Source organism: Bacillus sp. FSL K6-1006 (assembly GCF_038593175.1).
GTDB classification, from domain to species: domain Bacteria; phylum Bacillota; class Bacilli; order Bacillales; family Bacillaceae; genus Bacillus; species Bacillus safensis.
The window spans coordinates 1,656,731-1,679,141 of sequence record NZ_CP151970.1; the positions used below are offsets into that span (position 1 = coordinate 1,656,731).

Annotated in this window: 18 protein-coding genes; all 18 read left to right on the forward strand. The window is 41.3% G+C overall.

The annotated features are described in order from the left end of the window. Positions 1–21: 21 nt before the first annotated feature. The 18 genes from NSS65_RS08520 to NSS65_RS08605 all read left to right on the forward strand — a co-directional run bounded on the left by NSS65_RS08520 (position 22) and on the right by NSS65_RS08605 (position 22,323). On the forward strand, positions 22–975 hold the full coding sequence (locus NSS65_RS08520; RefSeq protein ID WP_041117421.1) for a polysaccharide deacetylase family protein: 954 nt from the start codon (positions 22–24) through the stop codon (positions 973–975). 33 nt (positions 976–1,008) lie between these two features. Then, the gene (locus NSS65_RS08525) at positions 1,009–2,238 is read left to right on the forward strand and encodes a pitrilysin family protein (protein WP_342467373.1); all 1,230 of its coding nucleotides are present in this window, start codon (positions 1,009–1,011) and stop codon (positions 2,236–2,238) included. Positions 2,239–2,310: 72 nt separating this feature from the next. After that, the gene (locus NSS65_RS08530; RefSeq protein ID WP_326135112.1) at positions 2,311–3,234 is read left to right on the forward strand and encodes an aminoglycoside phosphotransferase family protein; all 924 of its coding nucleotides are present in this window, start codon (positions 2,311–2,313) and stop codon (positions 3,232–3,234) included. A 71-nt stretch (positions 3,235–3,305) separates the two neighbouring features. Continuing rightward, positions 3,306–3,578, forward strand: coding sequence for a YlmC/YmxH family sporulation protein (locus tag NSS65_RS08535; protein WP_034281978.1), 273 nt, complete (start codon positions 3,306–3,308; stop codon positions 3,576–3,578). A 122-nt stretch (positions 3,579–3,700) separates the two neighbouring features. Further along, positions 3,701–4,603: a dipicolinic acid synthetase subunit A gene (dpaA, locus tag NSS65_RS08540; protein ID WP_070325838.1), complete on the forward strand. Its 903-nt coding sequence runs from the start codon at positions 3,701–3,703 to the stop codon at positions 4,601–4,603. Further along, complete coding sequence (dpaB, locus tag NSS65_RS08545; RefSeq protein WP_046311007.1) at positions 4,600–5,193, forward strand: dipicolinate synthase subunit B; 594 nt, start codon at positions 4,600–4,602, stop codon at positions 5,191–5,193. The genes dpaA and dpaB overlap by 4 nt, the downstream gene beginning before the upstream one ends. Before the next feature lie 139 nt (positions 5,194–5,332). Then, positions 5,333–6,352, forward strand: coding sequence for an aspartate-semialdehyde dehydrogenase (gene asd, locus NSS65_RS08550; protein WP_024427010.1), 1,020 nt, complete (start codon positions 5,333–5,335; stop codon positions 6,350–6,352). Between the two features lie 92 nt (positions 6,353–6,444). Beyond that, positions 6,445–7,659: an aspartate kinase gene (gene dapG, locus NSS65_RS08555; protein WP_034281880.1), complete on the forward strand. Its 1,215-nt coding sequence runs from the start codon at positions 6,445–6,447 to the stop codon at positions 7,657–7,659. A 30-nt stretch (positions 7,660–7,689) separates the two neighbouring features. Next, positions 7,690–8,556, forward strand: coding sequence for a 4-hydroxy-tetrahydrodipicolinate synthase (gene dapA / locus NSS65_RS08560; protein ID WP_024427012.1), 867 nt, complete (start codon positions 7,690–7,692; stop codon positions 8,554–8,556). A gap of 171 nt (positions 8,557–8,727) precedes the next feature. Then, on the forward strand, positions 8,728–10,395 hold the full coding sequence (gene rnjB, locus NSS65_RS08565) for a ribonuclease J2 (RefSeq protein ID WP_034281883.1): 1,668 nt from the start codon (positions 8,728–8,730) through the stop codon (positions 10,393–10,395). Between the two features lie 119 nt (positions 10,396–10,514). After that, positions 10,515–11,243 carry a ClpP family protease gene (locus NSS65_RS08570; protein WP_024424124.1) on the forward strand — a complete coding sequence of 243 codons (729 nt, stop codon included), beginning with the start codon at positions 10,515–10,517 and terminating at the stop codon, positions 11,241–11,243. Next, positions 11,240–11,476, forward strand: coding sequence for a YlzJ-like family protein (locus NSS65_RS08575; RefSeq protein WP_008344712.1), 237 nt, complete (start codon positions 11,240–11,242; stop codon positions 11,474–11,476). The genes NSS65_RS08570 and NSS65_RS08575 overlap by 4 nt, the downstream gene beginning before the upstream one ends. A gap of 110 nt (positions 11,477–11,586) precedes the next feature. Beyond that, positions 11,587–13,959, forward strand: coding sequence for a DNA translocase FtsK (locus NSS65_RS08580; protein WP_070325840.1), 2,373 nt, complete (start codon positions 11,587–11,589; stop codon positions 13,957–13,959). Between the two features lie 163 nt (positions 13,960–14,122). Beyond that, complete coding sequence (locus NSS65_RS08585) at positions 14,123–14,848, forward strand: GntR family transcriptional regulator (RefSeq protein ID WP_024424122.1); 726 nt, start codon at positions 14,123–14,125, stop codon at positions 14,846–14,848. Between the two features lie 99 nt (positions 14,849–14,947). Continuing rightward, entirely contained in the window at positions 14,948–16,180 is a 1,233-nt protein-coding gene (locus NSS65_RS08590; protein ID WP_170825840.1) for an MFS transporter, read from the forward strand. Positions 16,181–16,491: 311 nt separating this feature from the next. After that, entirely contained in the window at positions 16,492–19,608 is a 3,117-nt protein-coding gene (locus NSS65_RS08595) for an MMPL family transporter (RefSeq protein WP_144496652.1), read from the forward strand. A gap of 145 nt (positions 19,609–19,753) precedes the next feature. Further along, positions 19,754–21,034: a pitrilysin family protein gene (locus NSS65_RS08600; protein WP_070325841.1), complete on the forward strand. Its 1,281-nt coding sequence runs from the start codon at positions 19,754–19,756 to the stop codon at positions 21,032–21,034. Next, positions 21,031–22,323, forward strand: a complete 1,293-nt coding sequence (locus NSS65_RS08605) for a pitrilysin family protein (RefSeq protein WP_025092606.1) — start codon at positions 21,031–21,033, stop codon at positions 22,321–22,323. Before NSS65_RS08600 ends, NSS65_RS08605 begins: the two co-directional genes overlap by 4 nt. Positions 22,324–22,411: the final 88 nt, after the last annotated feature.

Genomic DNA, 22,411 nt, shown 5'->3' on the forward strand with positions numbered 1-22,411 from the left:
GATATAGGGGAGGGACAACCATTGAAAAAAACGTTACCATTCATTGTGTTTGTATTTTTACTGCTCGTGTCATATCAAACGATGAAGCAGCCGGCTGCTGTTACATATATTGAATCAATGAAAGAGCATGCCGAAGTTGCATCTGTTTCAAAAGATATTTTATTTCAGGAAATTGAATCGAAGTCTTCTGACTATGAAGTAAAGGCGCAAAATGCTAAGATTGATAAAGTGTGGAAAAAGATGCCTGGCTTAAATGGACAGACAGTTGATATCGATGCCTCTTATGAAAAAATGAAGAAACAGGGGTCATTCGATGAAAAGCTGCTTGTTTTTAATGAAACAAAACCATCTATTCATTTACATGAGCTTGGTGCAGAGCCCATTTATAAAGGGCATCCAGATAAAAAAATGAATGCATTCCTCATCAACGTAGCTTGGGGTGACGAGCATTTAATCAACATGTTAAAGACGCTGGATAAGCATCAAGTCAAGGCGACCTTTTTCTTAGAAGGCAAATGGGTGAAAAAAAGCACAGAGCTTGCTAAAAAAATCGCGGCAGATGGTCATGAAATTGGAAATCATTCATACAATCACCCAGATATGCGCACACTGACAAGAGAACGAGCATTAGAGCAGATAACGAAAACAAATCGCCAAATTGAAGAATCCCTTGGGAAGAAACCAAAATGGTTTGCGCCTCCAAGCGGCAGCTTTAAAGAAGAAACAGTCAAGCTTGCCAAACAAGAAGGCATGGAAACCATTATGTGGACAGTAGACACCATCGACTGGCAAAAACCATCCCCGGCTATTTTACAAAAGCGGGTGCTTGGGAAAATTCACAATGGGGCGATGATATTAATGCATCCAACAGATGCAACAGCGAAAAGTCTTGACGCACTTATCACTCAAATTAAAGAAAGAGGATATGAATTAGGGACGGTTTCTGACCTCCTAAGTGAAAAAAGACATCCGTGATGCGATCTGTTTGTTGAATAGGAGGAGCAAAACTTGGTCAAAACGTATACATGCCAAAACGGAGTAAGAATTGTACTCGAAAACAATCCCACTGTAAGGTCTGTCGCAATTGGCGTCTGGATTGGAACAGGCTCTAGACATGAGACACCTGAAATTAATGGAATCTCACACTTTTTAGAGCATATGTTCTTTAAAGGAACAAAGACAAGATCTGCACGTGATATCGCAGAATCCTTTGACCGCATTGGTGGTCAGGTGAATGCCTTTACATCAAAAGAATACACTTGCTACTATGCGAAGGTGCTTGATTCACATGCTGGCTACGCCCTCGATGTATTAAGCGACATGTTCTTTCACTCAGCTTTTGATGAAGAAGAGCTGAAAAAAGAAAAAAATGTGGTGTACGAAGAAATTAAAATGTATGAGGATACTCCTGATGACATCGTTCATGATTTATTAAGCAAAGCCATTTATGGTGATCATTCATTAGGATATCCGATTTTAGGAACAGAGGAAACACTCTCAACCTTTAACGGAGACTCACTTAGAAAATACATGGATGAATTCTATACCCCGGACCGCGTCGTGATCTCAGTTGCAGGGAACGTAGATGAGACCTTTATTCGCGAGGTTGAAAAGCTGTTCGGTTCTTATGAAGGAAAAGAGAAAAAGCAGCCTGTAGAAGCTCCAGCATTTCATTATGGCAAGCTCGCACGCAAAAAGGAAACGGAACAAGCGCACCTATGCCTGGGCTTTAATGGCCTTCCAGCTGGAGATAAGGGCATCTATGACTTAATCGTCTTAAATAATGTTCTTGGCGGAAGCATGAGCAGCCGATTATTCCAAGATGTAAGAGAGGACAAAGGACTTGCTTATTCCGTCTTCAGCTATCACAGTTCATTTGCAGATAATGGAATGCTGACGATTTATGGCGGAACTGGAGCGAAACAGCTAAACCTGCTCTCTGAGACCATCTTACAAACATTAGACGTCTTAAAACGTGAGGGAATCACGCAGAAAGAACTAGAGAACTCTAAGGAGCAAATGAAAGGCAACCTTATGCTCAGCCTTGAAAGCACAAACAGCAAAATGAGCCGAAACGGTAAAAATGAACTGCTCCTTGGCAAACATCGGACACTCGATGAAATTATTGATGAAATCAACAGCGTCACATTAGACGGCGTGAATAACTTATCTAAACGCATTTTTACAGAAGATTATGCGCTCTCGCTTATTAGTCCGACGGGTGATCAGCCATCATAATGTAAACAACACGGCAGACTCAAAAAAGTCTGCCGTTTTATTGTAGGTAAAGAAGAAAGGGGTTCTGCTTTCATGAAACATGAAAAGCTGAAACAGCTCTCTCCACTTCTGACACAAGCTATTTCTTTCCAAGCCATGACATCTGGTTTTTCGGGAGATCGCACCTTTTTGGTTACAATATCATCTAGTGAAAAGCTGGTGCTTAAGTTATCAGACATTCAAACGTATTCGCGCTATAAAAGAAAAGCATTATTTCAGCGGAATTTAAAAGATCGAGGGGTTCTTTGTTCTGAAGTGATTGAGATTGGAATGAGTGCTGAACTAAACTGTACCTATCGTATTTTCTCCTTTATCGAAGGCGAGAATGCTAGAGACTCCATCCATCTACTTACAAATGAAGAGCAGTATGAAATCGGGAGGCGGGCAGCGCGAGAGCTAAGTTTGATGCATACATGCCGTGCACCTTCTCATGTTCGTCCGTGGGATGAGAAAGTCATGGCAAAACATGAACGGTATGTACATGCCTATCAATCAAGTGGCGTGACGTTTTCCAATGATCAGTTTGTATTAGATTTTATCAAGTCGCATGTTGATGCGGTAAAAGAGAGGCCTAACCAGTTCCAGCATGATGATTTTCATTTAGGGAATATCATCATACAAGGTAATCAATATGCCGGTGTGATTGATTTCGATCAATCCGACTGGGGCGACCCGGTTCATGACTTTTATAAATTGTCCTTATTTAGTCGAGAAAGCAGCATTCCGTTCTCAGCTGGACAACTGGATCAATACGTGAGTACGCAGTCAACAAACGATTTTTGGCTTCTTTTTTCCATCTATACAGCAATGAGCTGCTTTTCATCTATCATCTGGACGCTTTCCTATGATCCGCGACATGTAAAAGACATGGTGAAACGAGTGGAGAGAATGCTAAAAGATCATAATTACTTTCATCAACTTAAGCCTGTTTGGTATACCAACTCACATCATACATAACTTGAAAAGAGCAGGACGGTCTATTTCTTCCTTTTGCTGCATATATGATACGGAAGGGAAGTGATGCGATTTTGAGGCTGAGTGAACTGTCGGGAAAAGAGATTGTCGATATTAAAAGAGCGGAGCGGCTTGGCGTGCTTGGACAAACTGACCTTGAAATCAATGAACAGGACGGTCAAATTACAGCACTCATTATACCTTCCGTGAAGTGGTTTGGCTTTCGAAAACAAGGAAATGACATCCGCGTCCCGTGGAATCACATTCAAAAAATAGGATCAGATATGATCATTCTCGATGTGCCTGAAGAACTTCAGCTGCACGGAGAAAAAGAGCACCCGCAATAATGGGTGCTCTTTTTCTTTTCTCTCTCTGATTTGTTCACAGGCTGAATCCTCTCCTCATATGCTGAAAGGGAGATTCAGAAAATATTACAGACTTTTTTAAATAAAGAAGGTGAACGGTCAGTATGTTGAGCGGTTTAACGGTTGCGGTGATCGGGGGAGATGCAAGGCAGCTTGAAATTATTCGCAAGTTGTCACAGCAGTATGCCAAAGTATTTTTGGTTGGATTTGACCAGCTGGATCATGGATTTATCGGTGCTGAAAAGCTGAAAATGTCTGAACTTCCATTCGAACAAGTAGACAGTATGATCCTGCCAGTATCTGGGACAACGGATGAAGGCGCTGTTGCTACAGTTTTTTCAAACGAGCAGGTTTTGCTGGAAGCTAAATATTTAGAAAGAACCCCTGCCCATTGTACCTTGTACTCAGGTATTTCAAATACGTACTTAGACAATCTGGCAAAGCAGGTGAACCGGAAGCTTGTGAAGCTGTTTGAGCGAGATGATATTGCCATATATAACTCTATTCCAACAGTTGAAGGAATTATCATGATGGCCATTCAGCAAACGGACTATACGATTCACGGGTCTCATGTCGCAGTCCTCGGACTTGGAAGAACAGGACTCACCATTGCCCGCACATTTCGGGCACTAGGGGCAGACGTAAAAGTAGGGGCGGCAGACACAGCACATTTAGCGCGGGCCTTTGAGATGGGACTTCATCCATTTTCAATGGACCAGTTAAAAGAGGAAGTAACGGATGTTGATATTATCATCAATACCATTCCAAGTCTTGTATTAGATTCATCTGTCATCGTCAGCATGACACCAAAGACACTCATTTTGGATATCGCCTCCCGCCCAGGCGGAACAGACTTTGACTTTGCACAAAAGCACGGAGTGAAGGCACTTCTTGCACCAGGACTCCCGGGGATTGTTGCACCAAAAACAGCAGGACAAATCATTGCAAAAGTGCTTTCCGGGCTTTTATGTGAACTTGCGGAGGAAAAAAGGGGGATGGAATCATGACAACATTAAAAGGGAAAAGAATCGGCTTTGGTTTAACAGGTTCCCACTGTACGTATGAGGCTGTTTTTCCGCAAATCGAAGCGCTTGTAAAAGAAGGGGCAGAGGTGCGTCCAGTGGTGTCGTACACGGTGCAGAGCACGAATACGAGATTTGGAGATGGAGCCGAGTGGATCGAGCGGATTGAGAAGCTGACTGGATTTCAAGCGATTGACTCAATCGTGAAAGCAGAGCCGCTCGGGCCTAAGCTGCCGCTTGATTGTATGGTCATTGCTCCTTTAACTGGAAACTCGATGGCGAAATTTGCAAATGCCATGACAGACAGTCCTGTTTTAATGGCTGCTAAAGCAACCATACGGAATCATCGACCTGTCGTTTTAGGAATCTCAACAAATGATGCGTTAGGTTTAAATGGTACAAATCTGATGAGGCTCATGTCGACAAAGAATATTTTCTTTATTCCGTTTGGTCAGGATGATCCATTCAAAAAACCGACCTCTATGGTCGCGAACATGAATCTGCTAACTCAAACAGTAGAAGAGGCACTCCAGCATAGACAAATTCAGCCAATTTTAATTGGACCAAACGAATAATAGATTCACTAGAAAATCATGAAAGATTCAAAAAAGATGCTTCAAGCCTTGCTTTTCTATGGTAAAATAAAATGTAAAAAGTCATAGGATGGCCATCCGAAAGAAAAGAATCATGGATGGGTCGGAAGGAGTTTTACTGATGGGAAGAGGATTGCATGTAGCTGTAGTTGGAGCGACTGGAGCTGTCGGTCAACAAATGTTAAAAACACTAGCTGACAGAGATTTTGAAATGGATACACTTACTCTACTATCCTCAAAACGTTCTGCTGGAACAAAAGTGACATTCAGAGGTCAAGAGTACACTGTTCAGGAAGCAACACCTGAAAGCTTTGAAGGAGTGAACATTGCATTATTCAGTGCTGGAGGAAATGTTTCTAAAGCGCTGGCTCCTGAAGCAGTCAAACGAGGTGCGATTGTTGTTGACAACACAAGTGCTTTTCGTATGGACGAAAACATCCCTCTTGTCGTACCAGAGGTAAACGAAAAAGATTTGCATGATCATCAAGGGATCATTGCAAACCCTAACTGTTCAACGATTCAAATGGTAGCGGCATTAGAACCGCTTCGTCAGGCATATGGAATGAAAAAAGTCATTGTCTCTACGTATCAAGCAGTATCAGGTGCGGGACATGAAGCCATTGACGAACTATACAGCCAATCACAAGCCATTTTAAATAAAGAGGATGTAACACCAGAAGTCATGCCTTATCAAATTGCATTTAATGCGATTCCGCAAATTGATAAATTCCAAGACAACGGTTATACATTCGAAGAAATGAAAATGATCAACGAAACGAAAAAAATCATGCATATGCCTGAGCTGGAAGTAGCGGCAACATGCGTAAGGCTTCCAATTGAAACAGGTCATTCAGAATCTGTCTACGTCGAACTAGAATCAAATGATGCAACAGTGGAAGACCTCAAATCAATTCTAAAAGATGCACCAGGAATTACGCTGCAAGATGATCCGTCTCAGCAAATTTATCCAATGCCAGCAGATGCTGTTGGGAAAAACGACGTATTTGTCGGCCGCATTCGGAAAGATTTGGACCGTCCAAACGGGTTCCATATGTGGATTGTATCTGATAACCTGCTTAAAGGCGCTGCATGGAACTCTGTTCAAATTGCAGAAAGCTTAAAAGCATTAAAATTAGTTTAACATTCAATGGATGATGAGGACGAACAGAAGAGAGTTAGGCATCTTTCGCCTGCTCTCTTCTGTTACGTCAGAATGAACTTGGAGTGAAAACAGTGAAAATAATTGTCCAAAAATTTGGCGGTACATCTGTCAAAGATGATCAAGGTAGAAAAAGGGCACTTGCACATATCTTATCTGCAAAAGAGAAAGGCTATAAGTCGGTTGTTGTCGTTTCTGCAATGGGACGAAAAGGCGATCCCTATGCGACAGATACGCTGCTCGGTCTGCTTTACGGCAGCGCGCAGCATATGACAAACAGAGAAAAAGACTTGCTTGTTTCCTGCGGGGAGAATATCTCAGCTGTTGTGTTTTCAAGTATGCTGAATGAAAACGGTCTAAAGGCTGTAGCGATGACTGGAGCTCAGGCGGGCTTTGTGACTGATAAGGAGCATACAAGTGCGAAAATTATTGACATGAAGTGCGAACGTCTGGAAGCAGCACTGTCTGAACATGATGTTGTCGTTGTCGCTGGGTTCCAAGGAGCGGCGAAAAATGGAGACGTGACAACAATCGGACGAGGTGGCAGTGATACGTCCGCAGCAGCTTTAGGCGCTGCATTGCAGGCAGACTTTATTGATATTTTTACAGATGTAGAAGGCGTTATGACAGCAGATCCCCGCATTGTTGAAAATGCAAAACCGCTGAGAGTCGTGACATATACGGAAATTTGCAACCTCGCATATCAAGGGGCAAAAGTCATTCACCCGCGAGCTGTTGAAATTGCGATGCAGGCAAAAGTACCAATGAGGGTCCGTTCAACATACTCTGATGATGAGGGCACGCTCGTTACATCACACTACTCAGATAAAATGAGCCATGATGTGTATGACCGCCTCATTACGGGTATTGCACATGTCAATGATGTGACACAAATCAAAGTCCCTGCAAAAGAAGGTCAGTACAGCGTACAAACAGAGGTCTTCAAAGCAATGGCAAACGCACAAATCAGTGTCGACTTCTTCAATATCACACCGAGTGAAATTGTGTATACAGTGACAGGTGCAATGACTGAAAAGGCAACGTCGATCCTAAAAGATCTTGGCTATACACCAATTGTGACAACAAATTGTGCGAAAGTATCAGCTGTTGGCGCAGGCATTATGGGTGTACCAGGTGTCACATCTAAAATTGTAACGGCTCTATCCGAGCAAAACATTCCGATTTTACAATCGGCTGACAGTCATACGACCATTTGGGTGTTAGTGAACGAAGAAAACATGAGAGCGGCTGTCAATGCCCTGCATGAAGTGTTTGAACTTTCAAGATAAATGTGATTGAATCATGATGAGGTGAAAAAAATGAATTTCGGAAATATCGCAACAGCTATGATTACACCTTTTGATAAAAAGGGCAACATTGATTTCCAAAAGCTATCAATTCTCATTGATTACTTGTTAAAAAACGGCAGTGACTCCTTAGTCGTTGCAGGGACAACAGGCGAATCGCCAACTTTATCGAATGAAGAAAAAGTCGCTCTTTTTCAGCAATCGGTCAAATTAGCAAATGGTCGTTGTAAAATCATTGCAGGAACAGGCAGTAATAATACAAATGCGTCTATCAAACTAACGAAAAAAGCAGAAGAAGCGGGCGTTGATGCAGTGATGCTTGTCGTACCTTATTACAACAAGCCATCACAGGAAGGCATGTATGCACACTTTAAAGCCATTGCCGAGTCTACATCTCTTCCTGTCATGCTTTACAATGTACCAGGAAGAACGGCTGCGTCATTAGCACCAGAAACAACGATTAAGCTTGCGCAAATACCTAACATTGTTGCCATCAAAGAAGCAAGCGGCGATCTCGATGCCATGACAAAAATCATTGCAGAGACGCCAGAAGATTTCGACGTATATTCAGGGGACGACAGTTTAACACTTCCGGCTGTATCTGTTGGTGCAAAAGGAGTTGTCTCGGTTGCGTCTCATATCGTAGGACTGGATATGCAGCAAATGCTGAAAAGCTATGCTTCAGGCCAGACAGCGAATGCAGCTTTGATCCATCAAAAGCTGCTTCCAATCATGAAACAGCTTTTCTCAGCGCCAAATCCAACACCTGTCAAAACAGCCCTTCAGCTGAAAGGACTAGATGTCGGATCTGTTCGTCTTCCGCTTTTGCCTTTGTCAGAAGAAGAGAGACTGGATTTAAGCAGCGTTTTAAACAGCTGATCAAAACAAAAGATTTCGTAAGCGGTCATTCTCAGATGTCCCTGAGTATGACCGTTTTTTATACATAAACACTTTCTTAAAATGTGACTTCATCTTGTTTTCTAAAATTAGATTCAGTTATAATAGCATTAAGCGATGATGGACGGGCTTGAGACTAGGAGGATAAGAATTTTGAAAAAGAAAAATACAGAGAACGTAAGAATTATTGCACTCGGAGGCGTTGGAGAAATCGGAAAAAACCTATATGTCATTGAGATTGATTCGGACATATATGTAGTAGATGCAGGTTTAATGCATCCAGAAAATGAAATGCTGGGCATTGACGTCGTCATTCCTGATATCTCTTATTTAACAGAGCGTGCTGATCGGGTGAAAGCAATTTTTCTTACCCACGGACATGATGAAGCAATCGGAGGCGTATTCCATTGCTTGAGCAAATTGTCTGTACCAGTCTACGGAACGAAGCTGACCCTTGCGTTACTTCGAGAAAAATTAAAGCAGTATGGCTTCAATCAAAAAGCTGATTTGCGTGAGGTACATGCAAAATCAGTTATTACTTTTGAAACAACAAAAGTATCGTTCTTTAGAACGAATCACAGCATTCCTGATTCAGTTGGGATCAGCTTCAAAACCTCTCTTGGTTCAATCGTATGCACAGGTGATTTTAAATTTGATCAAACCCCAGCGCTTAACCAAGCCTGTGACATCGGAGAGATTGCGAAAATTGGAAACAACGGCGTTTTAGCACTACTTTCAGACAGTGCAAATGCTGAAAAACCAGGCTATACACCTTCTGAGGCGCTCGTCCAAGACGAAATCTCAAATGCGATGTACAATGCTGAAAATCGTGTGATTGTTGCTGTGTCTTCATCTAATATTAACCGCGTGCAGCAGATCATTAATGCAACAAATCAAAATGGCCGTAAGCTTGCCGTTGCAGGGAAGAATATGATGACAACCCTTCAGCTGGCGATCAAGCTTGGTTATGTTACAGCAGACGAAGAATTATTTGTACCCGTTCAAGAAGTGAAGAAAATGGCGAAAAACGACGTGGTCATCCTGACCGCTGGAAGCCACGGAGAGCCGCTTGCTGCTTTAACAAAAATGGCGAAGCAAAATCACAAACAGCTTCATATTGAAAAAGATGATACAGTTGTGATTGCATCTACACCTCTTCCTGGACAAGAACTCACATACTCTAAAACAGTGGATTTCCTTACAAGGAGCGGAGCACAAGTCATTTTTGCGCAAAAACGTGTACATGTATCTGGACATGGGTGCCAAGAAGAGTTAAAGCTGATGCTGAACTTACTAAAACCGAAGTATTTAATTCCGGTGAATGGCGAATATCGTATGCAAAAAGCACATTCTCGTATTGCTGAAGAAGTAGGTATGAAACGCAGTGACATTTTCTTGATTGATAAAGGAGATGTTGTTGAGTTTAGAGGACAGAACGTCAAAATCGGTGAAAAAGTTCATCAAGGAAACATTTTGATCGATGGTCTTGGCGTTGGTGATATCGGAAACATCGTGTTACGCGATAGACGTCTATTGTCTCAAGACGGTATCTTGATTGTTGTCATTACGCTCGATAAACAAAAGAAACAATTAATTTCTGGACCTGAAATCATCACAAGAGGATTTGTCTATGTAAGAGAATCCGAAGAGCTGATTGTGAAAGCAACAGAAATGGTCAAAGAGATTGTCAAAGAGCAAACGGAAAACTCAATTGTTGAATGGTCAACATTGAAACAATCCATGCGCGATGTGCTAAATCAATTCCTATATGAAAAAACAAAACGTAAGCCGATGATCATTCCAATTATTATGGAAGTGTGATGATAAAGCCCAAGGAGCATAAGCTCTTTGGGCTTTTTAGATGTGGCATGAGGAATGCGGATGGAATATGCCCTATTTGTTCATAATAGGAGAAGAGTTTGAGGAAAGGATGGAGACAAATGGACGAAAAGAATGAACAGCAGCCTGAGCGAAAGCCAGAAGAAAAAGACAGCATTATGAGCAAAATACAGCAGCTTGGTGAAACAGCCGTTCCGCAGCTGCCACAAGATACAAATATCCATTGCCTCACCATTATTGGACAAATTGAAGGCCACATGCAGCTTCCACCGCAAAATAAAACAACCAAATACGAACATGTCATTCCACAAATCGTAGCTGTTGAACAAAACCCGAAAATAGAAGGTCTTCTGATCATCTTAAATACAGTAGGAGGAGATGTTGAAGCGGGACTCGCGATTGCAGAAATGCTTGCTTCTTTATCGAAACCAACTGTCTCGATTGTGCTTGGCGGCGGCCACTCGATAGGTGTCCCGATTGCTGTATCGTGTGACTATTCGTATATTGCAGAAACAGCCACAATGACCATTCATCCTGTGCGATTAACAGGTCTTGTGATTGGCGTTCCGCAAACCTTTGAATACTTAGATAAAATGCAGGAAAGAGTCATTAACTTTGTTACAAGCCACTCCAACATTACAGAAGAGAAGTTTAAAGAGCTCATGTTCTCAAAGGGCAATTTGACGAGAGACATCGGAACAAATGTCGTTGGTCATGAGGCAGCAGAATACGGACTCATGAATGAAGTGGGCGGTGTAGGACAAGCGATTAAAAAGTTGAACGAGCTTATCGGAGACAGGGCATCTCAAAACGAGGGGCTGATCCAATGATTTTATATACGCCTATGCCATATGAAGCCATTTACGCTGAGGAACAGGGAGAACGCAAGCTCCAGCAGGTAAACATTCAAGGTGTGCCAGTGATGGTTGAAATGAAAGAAGATGAAGCAGAAATTGTTCAAGTCATGAGCACCAATCCAATGGATTTTCTCAATCAAGAGCTTGCACCAGGCAAGCGATTGAAGTTACATTTAGGCACCAATCAAACCGACTCATATGAATGATTCTATGCTATAATAAAGGGAAAACTTACAACAAGATGCAGCCAAAACCAGGCTGCTTTCTTTCTGATCTTTCGGTAGGTTATATTTTCTTTCGTAGTAAGGTGATGAGTATGGCTAAAAAGAGAAAACGGAAAACGAGAAAAAAACAAAATAAACAGCTAAAACTGAAATATGAATTAAATGGGTTAGTCTGTATTGCCATAGCGATCATTGCCATTTTACAGCTGGGCGTTGTTGGACAAACCTTTGTACATCTATTCCGATTCTTTGCAGGTGAATGGTCCATTCTCTGTCTTATCGGATTATTTCTTTTTGGTGTGACGATTTTCTGGAAAAAACAAATCCCAGATATTTTAACAAGAAGAAAAGCAGGTCTCTACTGCATCATTGCGAGCGTCTTGCTTTTGTCACATGTGAAGCTCTTTCAGCATCTTTCATCTGCTGGTGTCATTGGCTCTCAAAGTGTGATTAGAAATACATTTGAGCTCTTCTTGATGGATATGAAAGGTGAAACAGGATCGCCTGATTTAGGGGGCGGCATGATCGGAGCCGTATTGTTTGCTGCTTCTTATTTCTTATTTGCACAAGCAGGCTCGCAAATCATGGCGATTGTTCTAATGCTGATTGGAATTGTCCTGATTACAAACCGATCCCTTCAGGAAATGGTGAAAAAAGTGACGATTCCTCTATCACAATTTATGGTGAAGCAGTGGAAAGCCTTTGTTGAAGATATGAAAGGAATCAGGCAGGCGAAAAAGAGCGCGTCCTCTCAGAAAACAGGTGAAAAGAAAAAACGTTCACGCATTCAAGAAGAAGACGAGGATGATCTGATCTTGATCGAAGAGGAAACACCGTCTTCTGATAATAGCCAGCCGATTATTTCAAGCTTTGCAGATAGAGATGACATTCTCACCCCGACGGTTCAAAAAAAGCAGGCGGCAAAAGAGACAGCGCCTCTTCAGGACTCTGTGCAAAGTGCACCAGTTCAATCAGATACAGCCGATGAACCAAAAGAGGCACCGCCGATGACATTTACAGAACTTGAAAACAAAGATTACGAATTGCCGTCACTTGATATTTTGGCGGAGCCTCAGCATTCAGGTCAGCAAACAGATAAGAAAAATATTTATGAAAATGCCAGAAAGCTTGAAAAAACATTTCAAAGCTTTGGTGTGAAAGCAAAAGTCACACAGGTTCATTTAGGTCCAGCTGTGACCAAATATGAAGTATATCCAGATGTTGGTGTGAAGGTCAGCAAAATCGTCAATCTAAGTGATGATTTAGCCCTCGCGCTCGCAGCAAAGGACATTCGAATTGAGGCGCCGATTCCTGGCAAATCAGCCATCGGCATCGAAGTTCCGAATGCAGAAATTGCTATGGTTTCATTAAAAGAGGTATTAGAATCGAAGCAAAATGACCGTCCAAATGCCAAGCTCCTCATTGGACTAGGCCGTAATATCTCGGGTGAAGCCGTGCTTGCTGAAATGAACAAAATGCCGCATTTGCTTGTAGCAGGTTCGACTGGAAGCGGAAAAAGTGTGTGTATCAATGGTATTATCACAAGCATTCTCATGAGAGCGAAGCCTCATGAAGTGAAAATGATGATGATTGATCCGAAAATGGTTGAATTAAATGTGTATAACGGTATTCCGCATCTTTTGGCTCCTGTCGTAACAGACCCTAAGAAAGCATCGCAGGCACTGAAAAAAGTAGTCAGCGAAATGGAACGCCGCTATGAATTGTTTTCGCATACGGGGACAAGAAATATTGAAGGATACAATGATTACATTAAACGGATGAATCAAACAGAAGATGCTAAACAGCCAGAGCTTCCTTATATTGTTGTCATAGTAGACGAGCTTGCAGATTTAATGATGGTCGCTTCCTCTGATGTGGAGGATTCCATTACAAGACTTTCTCAAATGGCTCGTGCTGCGGGAATTCATTTGATTATCGCCACACAAAGACCTTCTGTCGATGTCATTACAGGTGTCATTAAGGCCAACATCCCGTCCCGCATTGCCTTTAGCGTATCCTCTCAAACCGATTCAAGGACGATCCTTGATATGGGAGGCGCAGAAAAGCTTCTGGGCAGAGGGGACATGCTGTTTTTACCTGTTGGTGCAAACAAGCCGGTTCGTGTGCAAGGCGCCTTTTTATCAGATGAAGAAGTGGAGCATGTTGTGGATCACGTGATCACACAGCAAAAAGCTCAATACCAAGAGGAAATGATTCCGAGCGAAGAAACGCAGGATCAGCTTGCGGCTGTGGAAGATGATCTGTATGATGAAGCAGTTGAATTGATTATCGGCATGCAGACGGCTTCTGTTTCTATGCTGCAAAGAAGATTCCGCATCGGTTATACCCGGGCGGCACGTCTCATTGACGCAATGGAAGAGCGGGGCGTGGTAGGCCCATATGAAGGAAGTAAACCGAGAGAAGTTCTTCTCTCAAAAGAACAATATGACGAGCTCTCTTCATAATTGAAGAGAGCTTTCCTGAAAAATAGTAAACGATAGTATGATTATGTTAACTGGATGTCAGACTATTTATTTATTTGCAAAAACATGATATAGTTATGTTCAACTTATCTCGGAATAGAGATTTCTCATCTTATCATTTGCATTGATTAGACGGAGGGAAAACATGTCGACCAAAACAGACAATCGCCATTTATATTTGAAAGTGATTGACCGTATTAAAGAAGATATTCAAACAGGTGTATATGCCGAAAAAGAAAAGCTGCCTTCTGAGTTTGAGCTCTCAAAACTTTTAGGTGTGAGCAGAGCGACACTGCGTGAGGCCCTTCGTATATTAGAAGAAGAGAAGTATTTAATTAGAAGGCATGGGGTAGGGACTTTCGTCAATTCAAGACCGCTTTTTTCGACAGGCATAGAACAGCTGACAAGTGTCACGAAAATGATTGAGCAGGTCAATATGACGCCTGGCACCATCTTTTTATCCTCGCAAGAAGGGGAGCCAACAGAGAATGATGTCATTCGTTTTCAGTGTGATAAATCTGATGGGATTTTTTCAATGGAACGCGTTCGAACGGCAGATGGGCAGCCAGTTGTTTATTGTTTAGATAAAATTCCGGTCAAACATCTTCCCGCTTCTTTTACACATGAAGAAGAGTCTCTTTTTGAGCTGTTTGGAAGAGAACCGCACAGCGGGATTAAATATGCAGTTGCTGACATTGAACCAATTGGCTACCACGATCAGGTCTCACCGATTCTAGATTGTGACCCTGAAACGGCGTTATTATTACTGAAACAAATGCACTATGATCAGGATGATCAGCCGGTCTTATACTCCCTCAATTATTTTCGAGCGGATAAATTCAGCTTTCATGTCATACGCAAACGATTTTAACAAGCAGTCGCTTCCATAGGCGTCTGCTTTTTGTTTGCCCATACATAATACTCGTCAAACTTGCCACACTAATACGTAACAGTATATAGAATTGGGTGAATGATGTTGGGCGAGAAAACAGTCAGTAAAAAGAATATCATTGCATTATCATCAGTCCCTCTAATCATGACACTAGGGAACTCGATGTTAATACCAGTATTGCCAGAGATAGAAAAGAAACTCTCGATTACTTCCTTTCAAGTCTCTCTCATTATTACGGTATATTCGGTTGTAGCCATCTTATGTATTCCAATCGCCGGTTACTTATCAGACCGGATTGGGCGGAAAAAGGTACTGCTGCCGTGTCTTTTAATCGCCGGACTTGGAGGAGCTGTGGCAGCAGTCGCCTCAACGATCATGAAAGAACCTTATATGTGGATTCTGTTTGGAAGGGTCCTTCAAGGTATTGGTTCAGCTGGAGCCGCACCTGTCGTTATGCCGTTTATTGGAGATTTGTTTCATGATGATGAAGAGGTCAGTGCAGGACTTGGCGCCATTGAAACCTCTAATACAGCAGGTAAGGTACTAAGCCCTATTATTGGGGCACTTCTTGCTTCATGGTTTTGGTTTGTGCCGTTTTGGTTCATCCCGTTCTTTTCGATCATCAGCTTTCTCATGGTACTGTTCATGGTAGAGTCGGCGAAAAAAGAGGAGGACCCGCCTACATTTAAAGAATTTTTAAAATCAACAAAGACCATTTTTAAGCATGAGGGACGCTGGCTTTATGCCATTTTTGCTATTGGCGGTTTTATTATGTTTCTTCTTTTTGGTGTGCTTTTTTACCTATCGGATAACCTAGAGGCGGCTTATCAAATAAAGGGCGTCAAAAAAGGGCTCTTGCTGAGTATTCCGCTCCTTTTTCTATCAATCAGTTCCTACATTGCTGGAAAAACGATTGGAAAAGAAAAAGGAAAAATGAGAATCTTTTTAATTGTAGGGATGGCTTTGTTATCACTTTCTTATATTTTTTTATGGTGGAATCACAGCTTTTACGTATTGTTTATCTGTTTAAGCATTGGCGGAGTGGGCATCGGTATTGTGCTGCCTGCACTTGATGCGCTGATTACAGAAGGAATTGAAAAAGAGCAGTGCGGTACCATTACGTCATTTTATAGCAGTATGCGTTTTATCGGTGTTGCTTTAGGACCTCCGATTTTTGCCTATCTAATGGATAAAGGGGACTCCATAGTCTTTATTCTCTCGACCATTTGCAGTCTCATTTCACTATTTTTGGTCCTCTTTTTCATCCAGCCAGATGAAGAGGATGAGAGTGAACAATTAAAAACGGTTTAAATATAGAAAAAAGATGGTATTTTGCCATCTTTTTTCTTTTTTATAAATTGACATGTAAAATTTTGATAGTTAAACTAATGTATAGTAATATCTTTTAAATTATCCCAAATTGGAGGTGTTCAAAAACATTCATTTTCTGTCTTTCTTTAGGCAGAAATTGAGCACGCGTGCTGATGATGGAGATATGCTTCTTCAACACGAAAGGACAATTGAATAGGTCATCCTGCCATTTGAAGGAGACGCAGTCAGCACTTCAGACACGCTCAAATACAGCAAATTGATTGAAGAAGTAGAAGGAGCTTGAAGCAGCTATGTTGCAAATAATTAAAGCAAGATGGATTGTATTAGTGGTGTGGATGATAACAGCTGTGATTCTGTTTATTACTGCGCCCGATTTAGAGGAATTAACAAGAGAAAAAGGGCAATTAAAGGTTCCGGAGGGGACACCAACAGCTGAAGCACTTCACCTATTGGATAAGCTGTCAGATAAGAACGGGAAAAAAGATACAGGTGTGCTTGTATTCTCCGAACAACATCTGTTCCCTGCGAAAGAGCAGGAATTAAAAAAGGCTTTAGCTGCACTCATGTCAAATGCCCCAGAACTCCACATTGACGGAATTACTTCGTATTTTCATGTAGATCCGGACATTCAAAAACAACTTTTATCAAAGGATAAAAGTACACTTCTTGTTCCATTCAAATTCGACCACTACGAAACAAAAGCTGTGAAGATTAAAGAACAAATTGAGGAAGTTTTAAAGCCCTATCATGTCTCATATGAAATAACGGGCCAAAAATTTGTGGATTCAGATGTCATTCAAAGCTCTCAACAAGGTCTGAAGAAAACTGAACTTATCACGATGATTTTTATTTTCTTTATTTTAATCATTGTTTTCAGATCGATATTGGCACCTGTTGTTCCGCTCATTACGATAGGCATTTCTTACGCTGTCAGCCGGTGTATTGTGGCTTTTCTCGTAGAATATACACAATTTCCTCTATCTAATTTTACTCAGATTTTTATGGTAGCCATTATGTTCGGTATCGGAACGGATTATTGCATCCTGCTGTTAAGCCGTTTTAAAGAGGAGATCGGTCAAGGCCGTGATGTCAAAGAGTCGATTATCGTCACGTATCAATGTGCAGGGAAAACGGTATTTTTCAGCGGCTTAGCCGTGTTAGTCGGCTTCTCAAGTATTGGATTTGCTAAATTCCAATTGTATCAATCAGCCGTTAGTGTTGCCGTTGGAGTAGGCATTCTGCTGATTGCCCTTGTCACCATCGTTCCCTTTTTTATGTCTGTTTTCGGAAAATCTCTATTCTGGCCATCTAAAAGAGAAAACATTCGGCACCCGCAAAGTAAAATGTGGGAATGGGCTGGGCGTTTTTCATTTAAAAGGCCGCTGATCAGCTTAGGGTTAGTCGCTCTTATTACGGTACCTCCTATTCTGATGTACGACGGCACCCTGTCTTATAACAGTTTAAATGAAATTGGGAATAAGTATGAGTCGGTGTCTGCATTTAATACGATATCAGAGCAATTTGGCTTTGGTGAAGCGCTGCCGCTGAATGTGCTTGTCGAAAATGATGATAAGCTAGATAATCAAGAAAAGATTGTCATGATTGAAAAACTGACTCGTAAATTAAATGACATTGACGAAGTCAAAACAGTCCGCAGTGTCACGCGTCCTGTTGGGGACGGGCTGAGCCAGCTTTATGTCACCTCTCAAGCGAAAGAGCTGGGAGGAGAACTTGGCAAAGGCCATGAAGGAATCGGGAAAATTTCAGATGGCTTGACCGAAACAAATCTCGCTCTTCTCAAACAAAAACCAAAAATTGAAGAATCCGCTCAAGGCATTGACCAGCTGATTGATGGAACAAAAGCAATCAAAAGCGGTGTCGGAGAAGTCAGGGAATCCCTAATCTCTTTAGAAGATGGGGTGAGACGCAGTAAGGAAGGCGTCGGCACCATTCGAAGTAAAATCAAAAAAGCGAAAAAAGAATTAGAGCAAGAATATCGCAGCAGCGAAACGATGATTCAAGAGCTAGAGCGTGTGGTGAATACACTTGAACGCCATGCGAAATCGAATCAGCAGCTGATGACAACCATTAAGAAAGTAAAAGCATCCTATGAAAATCTATCATTTGAAGCACTAGAAAATCGTCTTCCAGAAGTAAAAGACATGGATGAATATAAAGAAATCAAGAAAGTATTCAAAGAAACAAAAGGAATGCTTGATCAAGCAGGGGATCAAATGAGTGTATATGAAGAGGAAGCCGCTCATTTTAAGCAAAAGATCAAGCAGGCAGATCAAGTGATTCAAACCTTATCAAGCAAGCAAAAAGAAGTAAAACGCCAAGTGCAAGCGCTCATGGACGGGCTTGATCAAATTTATGACGGCCTTGACCAAACAAATGAGGGCCAAAAACAATTGATTAAAGAAATGCCTAAAATCGAAGATGGTGCAGAACAGCTGACAGAAGGCCAAAAAGCCATCAAAAAAGGATTTAGCCAGCTTTCATCGAAACTTACGTTATTAACAGATGGATTAGATGAAAGTATTGAAGGGCTTGAGCAGGTCAAAAGCGGCTTCACCGAGGCTGACGGCTACTTAAAGCAGCTTCAGCAAGCGCCAGATGAAGAAGTAACGGGCTGGTTTATTCCAGAAGAAGTGCTGAAACGCCAAGAATTTAAGCAAATCTTTCATACGTATATGTCTCCAGATCGTAAATTAACGACTTTTGAAGTCATCTTAAATGTGAATCCATACAGCAATGAAGCGATGAAAGGTGTCGCGAAAATTGAGGAAACCCTTGATCAATATTTACCTGTAAGTGGACTCAAAAATGCCAAATACGGGGTATCTGGTATCTCAAGCTTAAATGTGGACTTAAAAGAAACGTCTGACGGTGACTTTATTCGAACTGTTATCTTCATGTTAATTGGTATTTTTATTATTTTAATTATTTTATTACGGTCAATCGTCATGCCGATATACTTAACACTTTCACTGATTTTAACGTATTTTACATCAATCGGTTTAACAGAATGGATCTTTAAAACATTTTTTGGCTACGATGGTGTCAGCTGGGCTGTCCCATTTTTCAGCTTTGTCATTCTTGTGACGCTCGGGATCGATTATTCCATCTTCCTCATGGATCGTTTTAATGAATGGAAGGGAGAGCATGTACAAGCATCGATGATATCAGCGATGAGAAATATGGGTTCTGTCATTATTTCTGCAGTGGCCATTTTAGCAGGTACGTTCGCTGCTATGCTGCCATCAGGAGTATTATCGCTTGTTGAAATTGCAACGGTCGTACTCATTGGACTTTTATTATATGCTTTTGTTGTATTGCCCCTCTTTATTCCGGTCATGGTTCGTATTTTTGGTAAATGGAATTGGTGGCCGTTTAGAATGAAATAACGACTGGCGTCTCTGCTATGAGCAGAGGCGTTTTTATTTCCTATCCTTTCCTCTGATTGATATAATGTCTATTAAATGGCTGTTTCACGTATATATCAGCCATGTTCTAATACATAATAAATAGGATGAACAAAGGAGGTTTCTCATGACGTACTTACAAGAGAAGACACTGGACACACCCGGTCTTCATACTCATATTGTCAAAACAGAAAAATTTAAAACCGTGACAATCCTTTTTAAAATGCTTGCACCGCTATCCAAAGATGACGTCACCATGCGTTCTCTTTTCCCGCATGTGCTGTTAAGAGGAACAGAAAAGATGCCCAAAACAGGAGCACTGCGTGCCTATTTTGATGAGCTCTATGGAGCAACCGTTTCGGCAGACATGGCAAAAAAAGGTGAGAATCACATCATTACCTTCCGCCTAGAAATGGCGAATGAAAAATATTTAAAGGATCAAACTCCTTTACTAGAAAAAGGGATTTCCTTACTATCCGACCTATTATTCCACCCGTATGTTGAAGATGGGGTGTTTAGTCAATTATATGTGGATCAAGAAAAACGCACTTTAAAACAGCGAATTCAGGCAGTTTATGATGACAAAATGCGTTATTCGAACTTAAGACTCGTGCAGGAAATGTGTAAAGGAGAACCATATGCACTGCACGTCAATGGTGAAATGGAAGACATTGACGCCATCACAGCTCACTCGCTCTTTGAAGCTTATGAGCATGCGCTTCAATCAAACCAGCTTGATCTTTATGTTGTCGGAGATGTTGACGAAGAAGACATCAGCCGAATGGTTTCCCAGTACTTTAAAACAAGTGAAAGAGAACCAGTCAAACAGCAGACTGAATCAGCAAGAGCTCAAAATGGACCAAAAGAAGTCATTGATGAAGAGGACGTAAAACAAGGCAAGCTGAATATCGGCTTTCGCACACATACAACGATTGCAGATAAAGATTATCCGGCACTGCATTTGTTTAATGGCATATTCGGCGGTTTCTCGCATTCTAAGCTTTTCATTAATGTTCGGGAAAAAGCAAGTCTTGCTTACTACGCTGTGTCTAGACTTGAGAGCTTTAAAGGCTTGATGATGGTGATGTCAGGAATTGAAGTCGGCAACTACCAGCAGGCAGTGGACATCATCAAAGAACAATTTGAAGCGATGCAAAAAGGTGATTTTTCAGATGAAGCAATTGACCAAACAAAAGCAGTCGTCAAAAACCAGCTGCTTGAAACGATCGATACGTCTTATGGAACAGCAGAATATTTGTATCAGCATGCCGTTGTGCCAACTGGGGAAACCCTTGATTCCTTTTTAGAAGCATTAGACCGAGTGACCAAAGAGGACATCATCAAAGTGGGTCAGAAAATCGAATGGGATACGACCTATTTTCTTAAAGGAACGGAGGGTGCTTCATGACAGTGAAAACAATTCAATTCGATCAGCTGCAAGAAACGGTCTATCACGAAAAAATGGAAAGCGGACTGGACGTCTATGTGCTGCCAAAGCAAGGGTTTAACAAAACCTATGCGACCTTTACAACAAAATATGGCTCTGTCGATAACGAATTTGTGCCGCTTGGAAAAGAAGACATGATTCGAGTGCCTGACGGAATTGCCCATTTCTTAGAGCATAAGCTGTTTGAAAAAGAAGATGGAGACGTGTTTCATACTTTTAGTAAACAAGGAGCATCCGCAAACGCTTTTACAACGTTTACAAGAACGGCTTATTTATTCTCAAGCACCTCAAATGTCGAACAAAACCTTGAGACACTCATTGATTTTGTTCAAGAGCCTTATTTTACTGAAAAAACAGTCGAAAAAGAAAAGGGCATCATTGGTCAAGAGATTAACATGTATGATGACAATCCGGACTGGCGTTTATTCTTTGGTCTGATTGAAAATTTATATCAAGAGCATCCTGTGAGAATAGATATTGCTGGAACAGTAGAGAGCATTGCCCCTATTACAAAAGATCATTTATATGAATGCTATGAAACGTTCTATCACCCGAGCAATATGCTTCTATTCGTTGTCGGGCCTGTTGATCCGAAGCAAATTTTAGATCAAGTCAGAGCGAATCAGGCGAAAAAGCCATTTACAGACCAGCCGGAGATCAAACGAAAAGACATCAATGAGCCTGAAGGTGTATACCGGAAAGAATACGAACTTCCAATGAACGTACAAGGCTCTAAATGTATGTTCGGTTTGAAAACAAAGAATCCGCATAAAAAAGGAAATCAGCTGCTAAAGCATGAGCTTGGGATGAATCTCATTTTAGAGACGCTGTTTGGCAAAAGCTCCTTACAATATGAACAGATGTATGAAAAGGGCTTAATTGATGAAACATTCAGCTACGATTATACCGAAGAAGGCGGTTTTGGCTTCACTTCAGTTGGCGGGGATACAAATGATCCTGATCAACTCGCAAAGGTATTAAAAGAAACCCTTCTTCAAGCAAAAAGCCTCATGACAGAAGAGAAAATTGAGCTTGCACGCAAGAAAAAAATCGGCAGCTTTTTAAAAGCCATGAATTCTCCAGAATATATCGCGAACCAATTTACTCGATATGCATTCTTAGACATGAGCTTATTTGATGTCGTCACAATGCTGGAACAAATTCAATTAGCTGATATTCAGCAAATTTTAGATGAAGAAATTGATGAAGAACGGATGTCTGTTTTCAAAGTCGTCCCAAAAACAAAATAAATTTAAAAAGACAAACTCATATCGGCAGAGTTTGTCTTTTTTATGTTCATTGAAAAAGCCGCTTTATTTACGAGGATATTCATTGACA

Coding starts and splice junctions, on each gene's coding strand:
- NSS65_RS08570 (WP_024424124.1), top strand. CDS start 10,515: ATGGACGAAAAGAATGAACAGCAGCCTGAGCGAAAGCCAGAAGAAAAA.
- dpaB (WP_046311007.1), top strand. CDS start 4,600: ATGACAACATTAAAAGGGAAAAGAATCGGCTTTGGTTTAACAGGTTCC.
- NSS65_RS08590 (WP_170825840.1), top strand. CDS start 14,948: ATGATGTTGGGCGAGAAAACAGTCAGTAAAAAGAATATCATTGCATTA.
- asd (WP_024427010.1), top strand. CDS start 5,333: ATGGGAAGAGGATTGCATGTAGCTGTAGTTGGAGCGACTGGAGCTGTC.
- NSS65_RS08530 (WP_326135112.1), top strand. CDS start 2,311: ATGAAACATGAAAAGCTGAAACAGCTCTCTCCACTTCTGACACAAGCT.
- NSS65_RS08600 (WP_070325841.1), top strand. CDS start 19,754: ATGACGTACTTACAAGAGAAGACACTGGACACACCCGGTCTTCATACT.
- NSS65_RS08580 (WP_070325840.1), top strand. CDS start 11,587: ATGGCTAAAAAGAGAAAACGGAAAACGAGAAAAAAACAAAATAAACAG.
- dpaA (WP_070325838.1), top strand. CDS start 3,701: ATGTTGAGCGGTTTAACGGTTGCGGTGATCGGGGGAGATGCAAGGCAG.
- dapA (WP_024427012.1), top strand. CDS start 7,690: ATGAATTTCGGAAATATCGCAACAGCTATGATTACACCTTTTGATAAA.
- NSS65_RS08585 (WP_024424122.1), top strand. CDS start 14,123: ATGTCGACCAAAACAGACAATCGCCATTTATATTTGAAAGTGATTGAC.
- NSS65_RS08595 (WP_144496652.1), top strand. CDS start 16,492: ATGTTGCAAATAATTAAAGCAAGATGGATTGTATTAGTGGTGTGGATG.
- NSS65_RS08605 (WP_025092606.1), top strand. CDS start 21,031: ATGACAGTGAAAACAATTCAATTCGATCAGCTGCAAGAAACGGTCTAT.
- NSS65_RS08575 (WP_008344712.1), top strand. CDS start 11,240: ATGATTTTATATACGCCTATGCCATATGAAGCCATTTACGCTGAGGAA.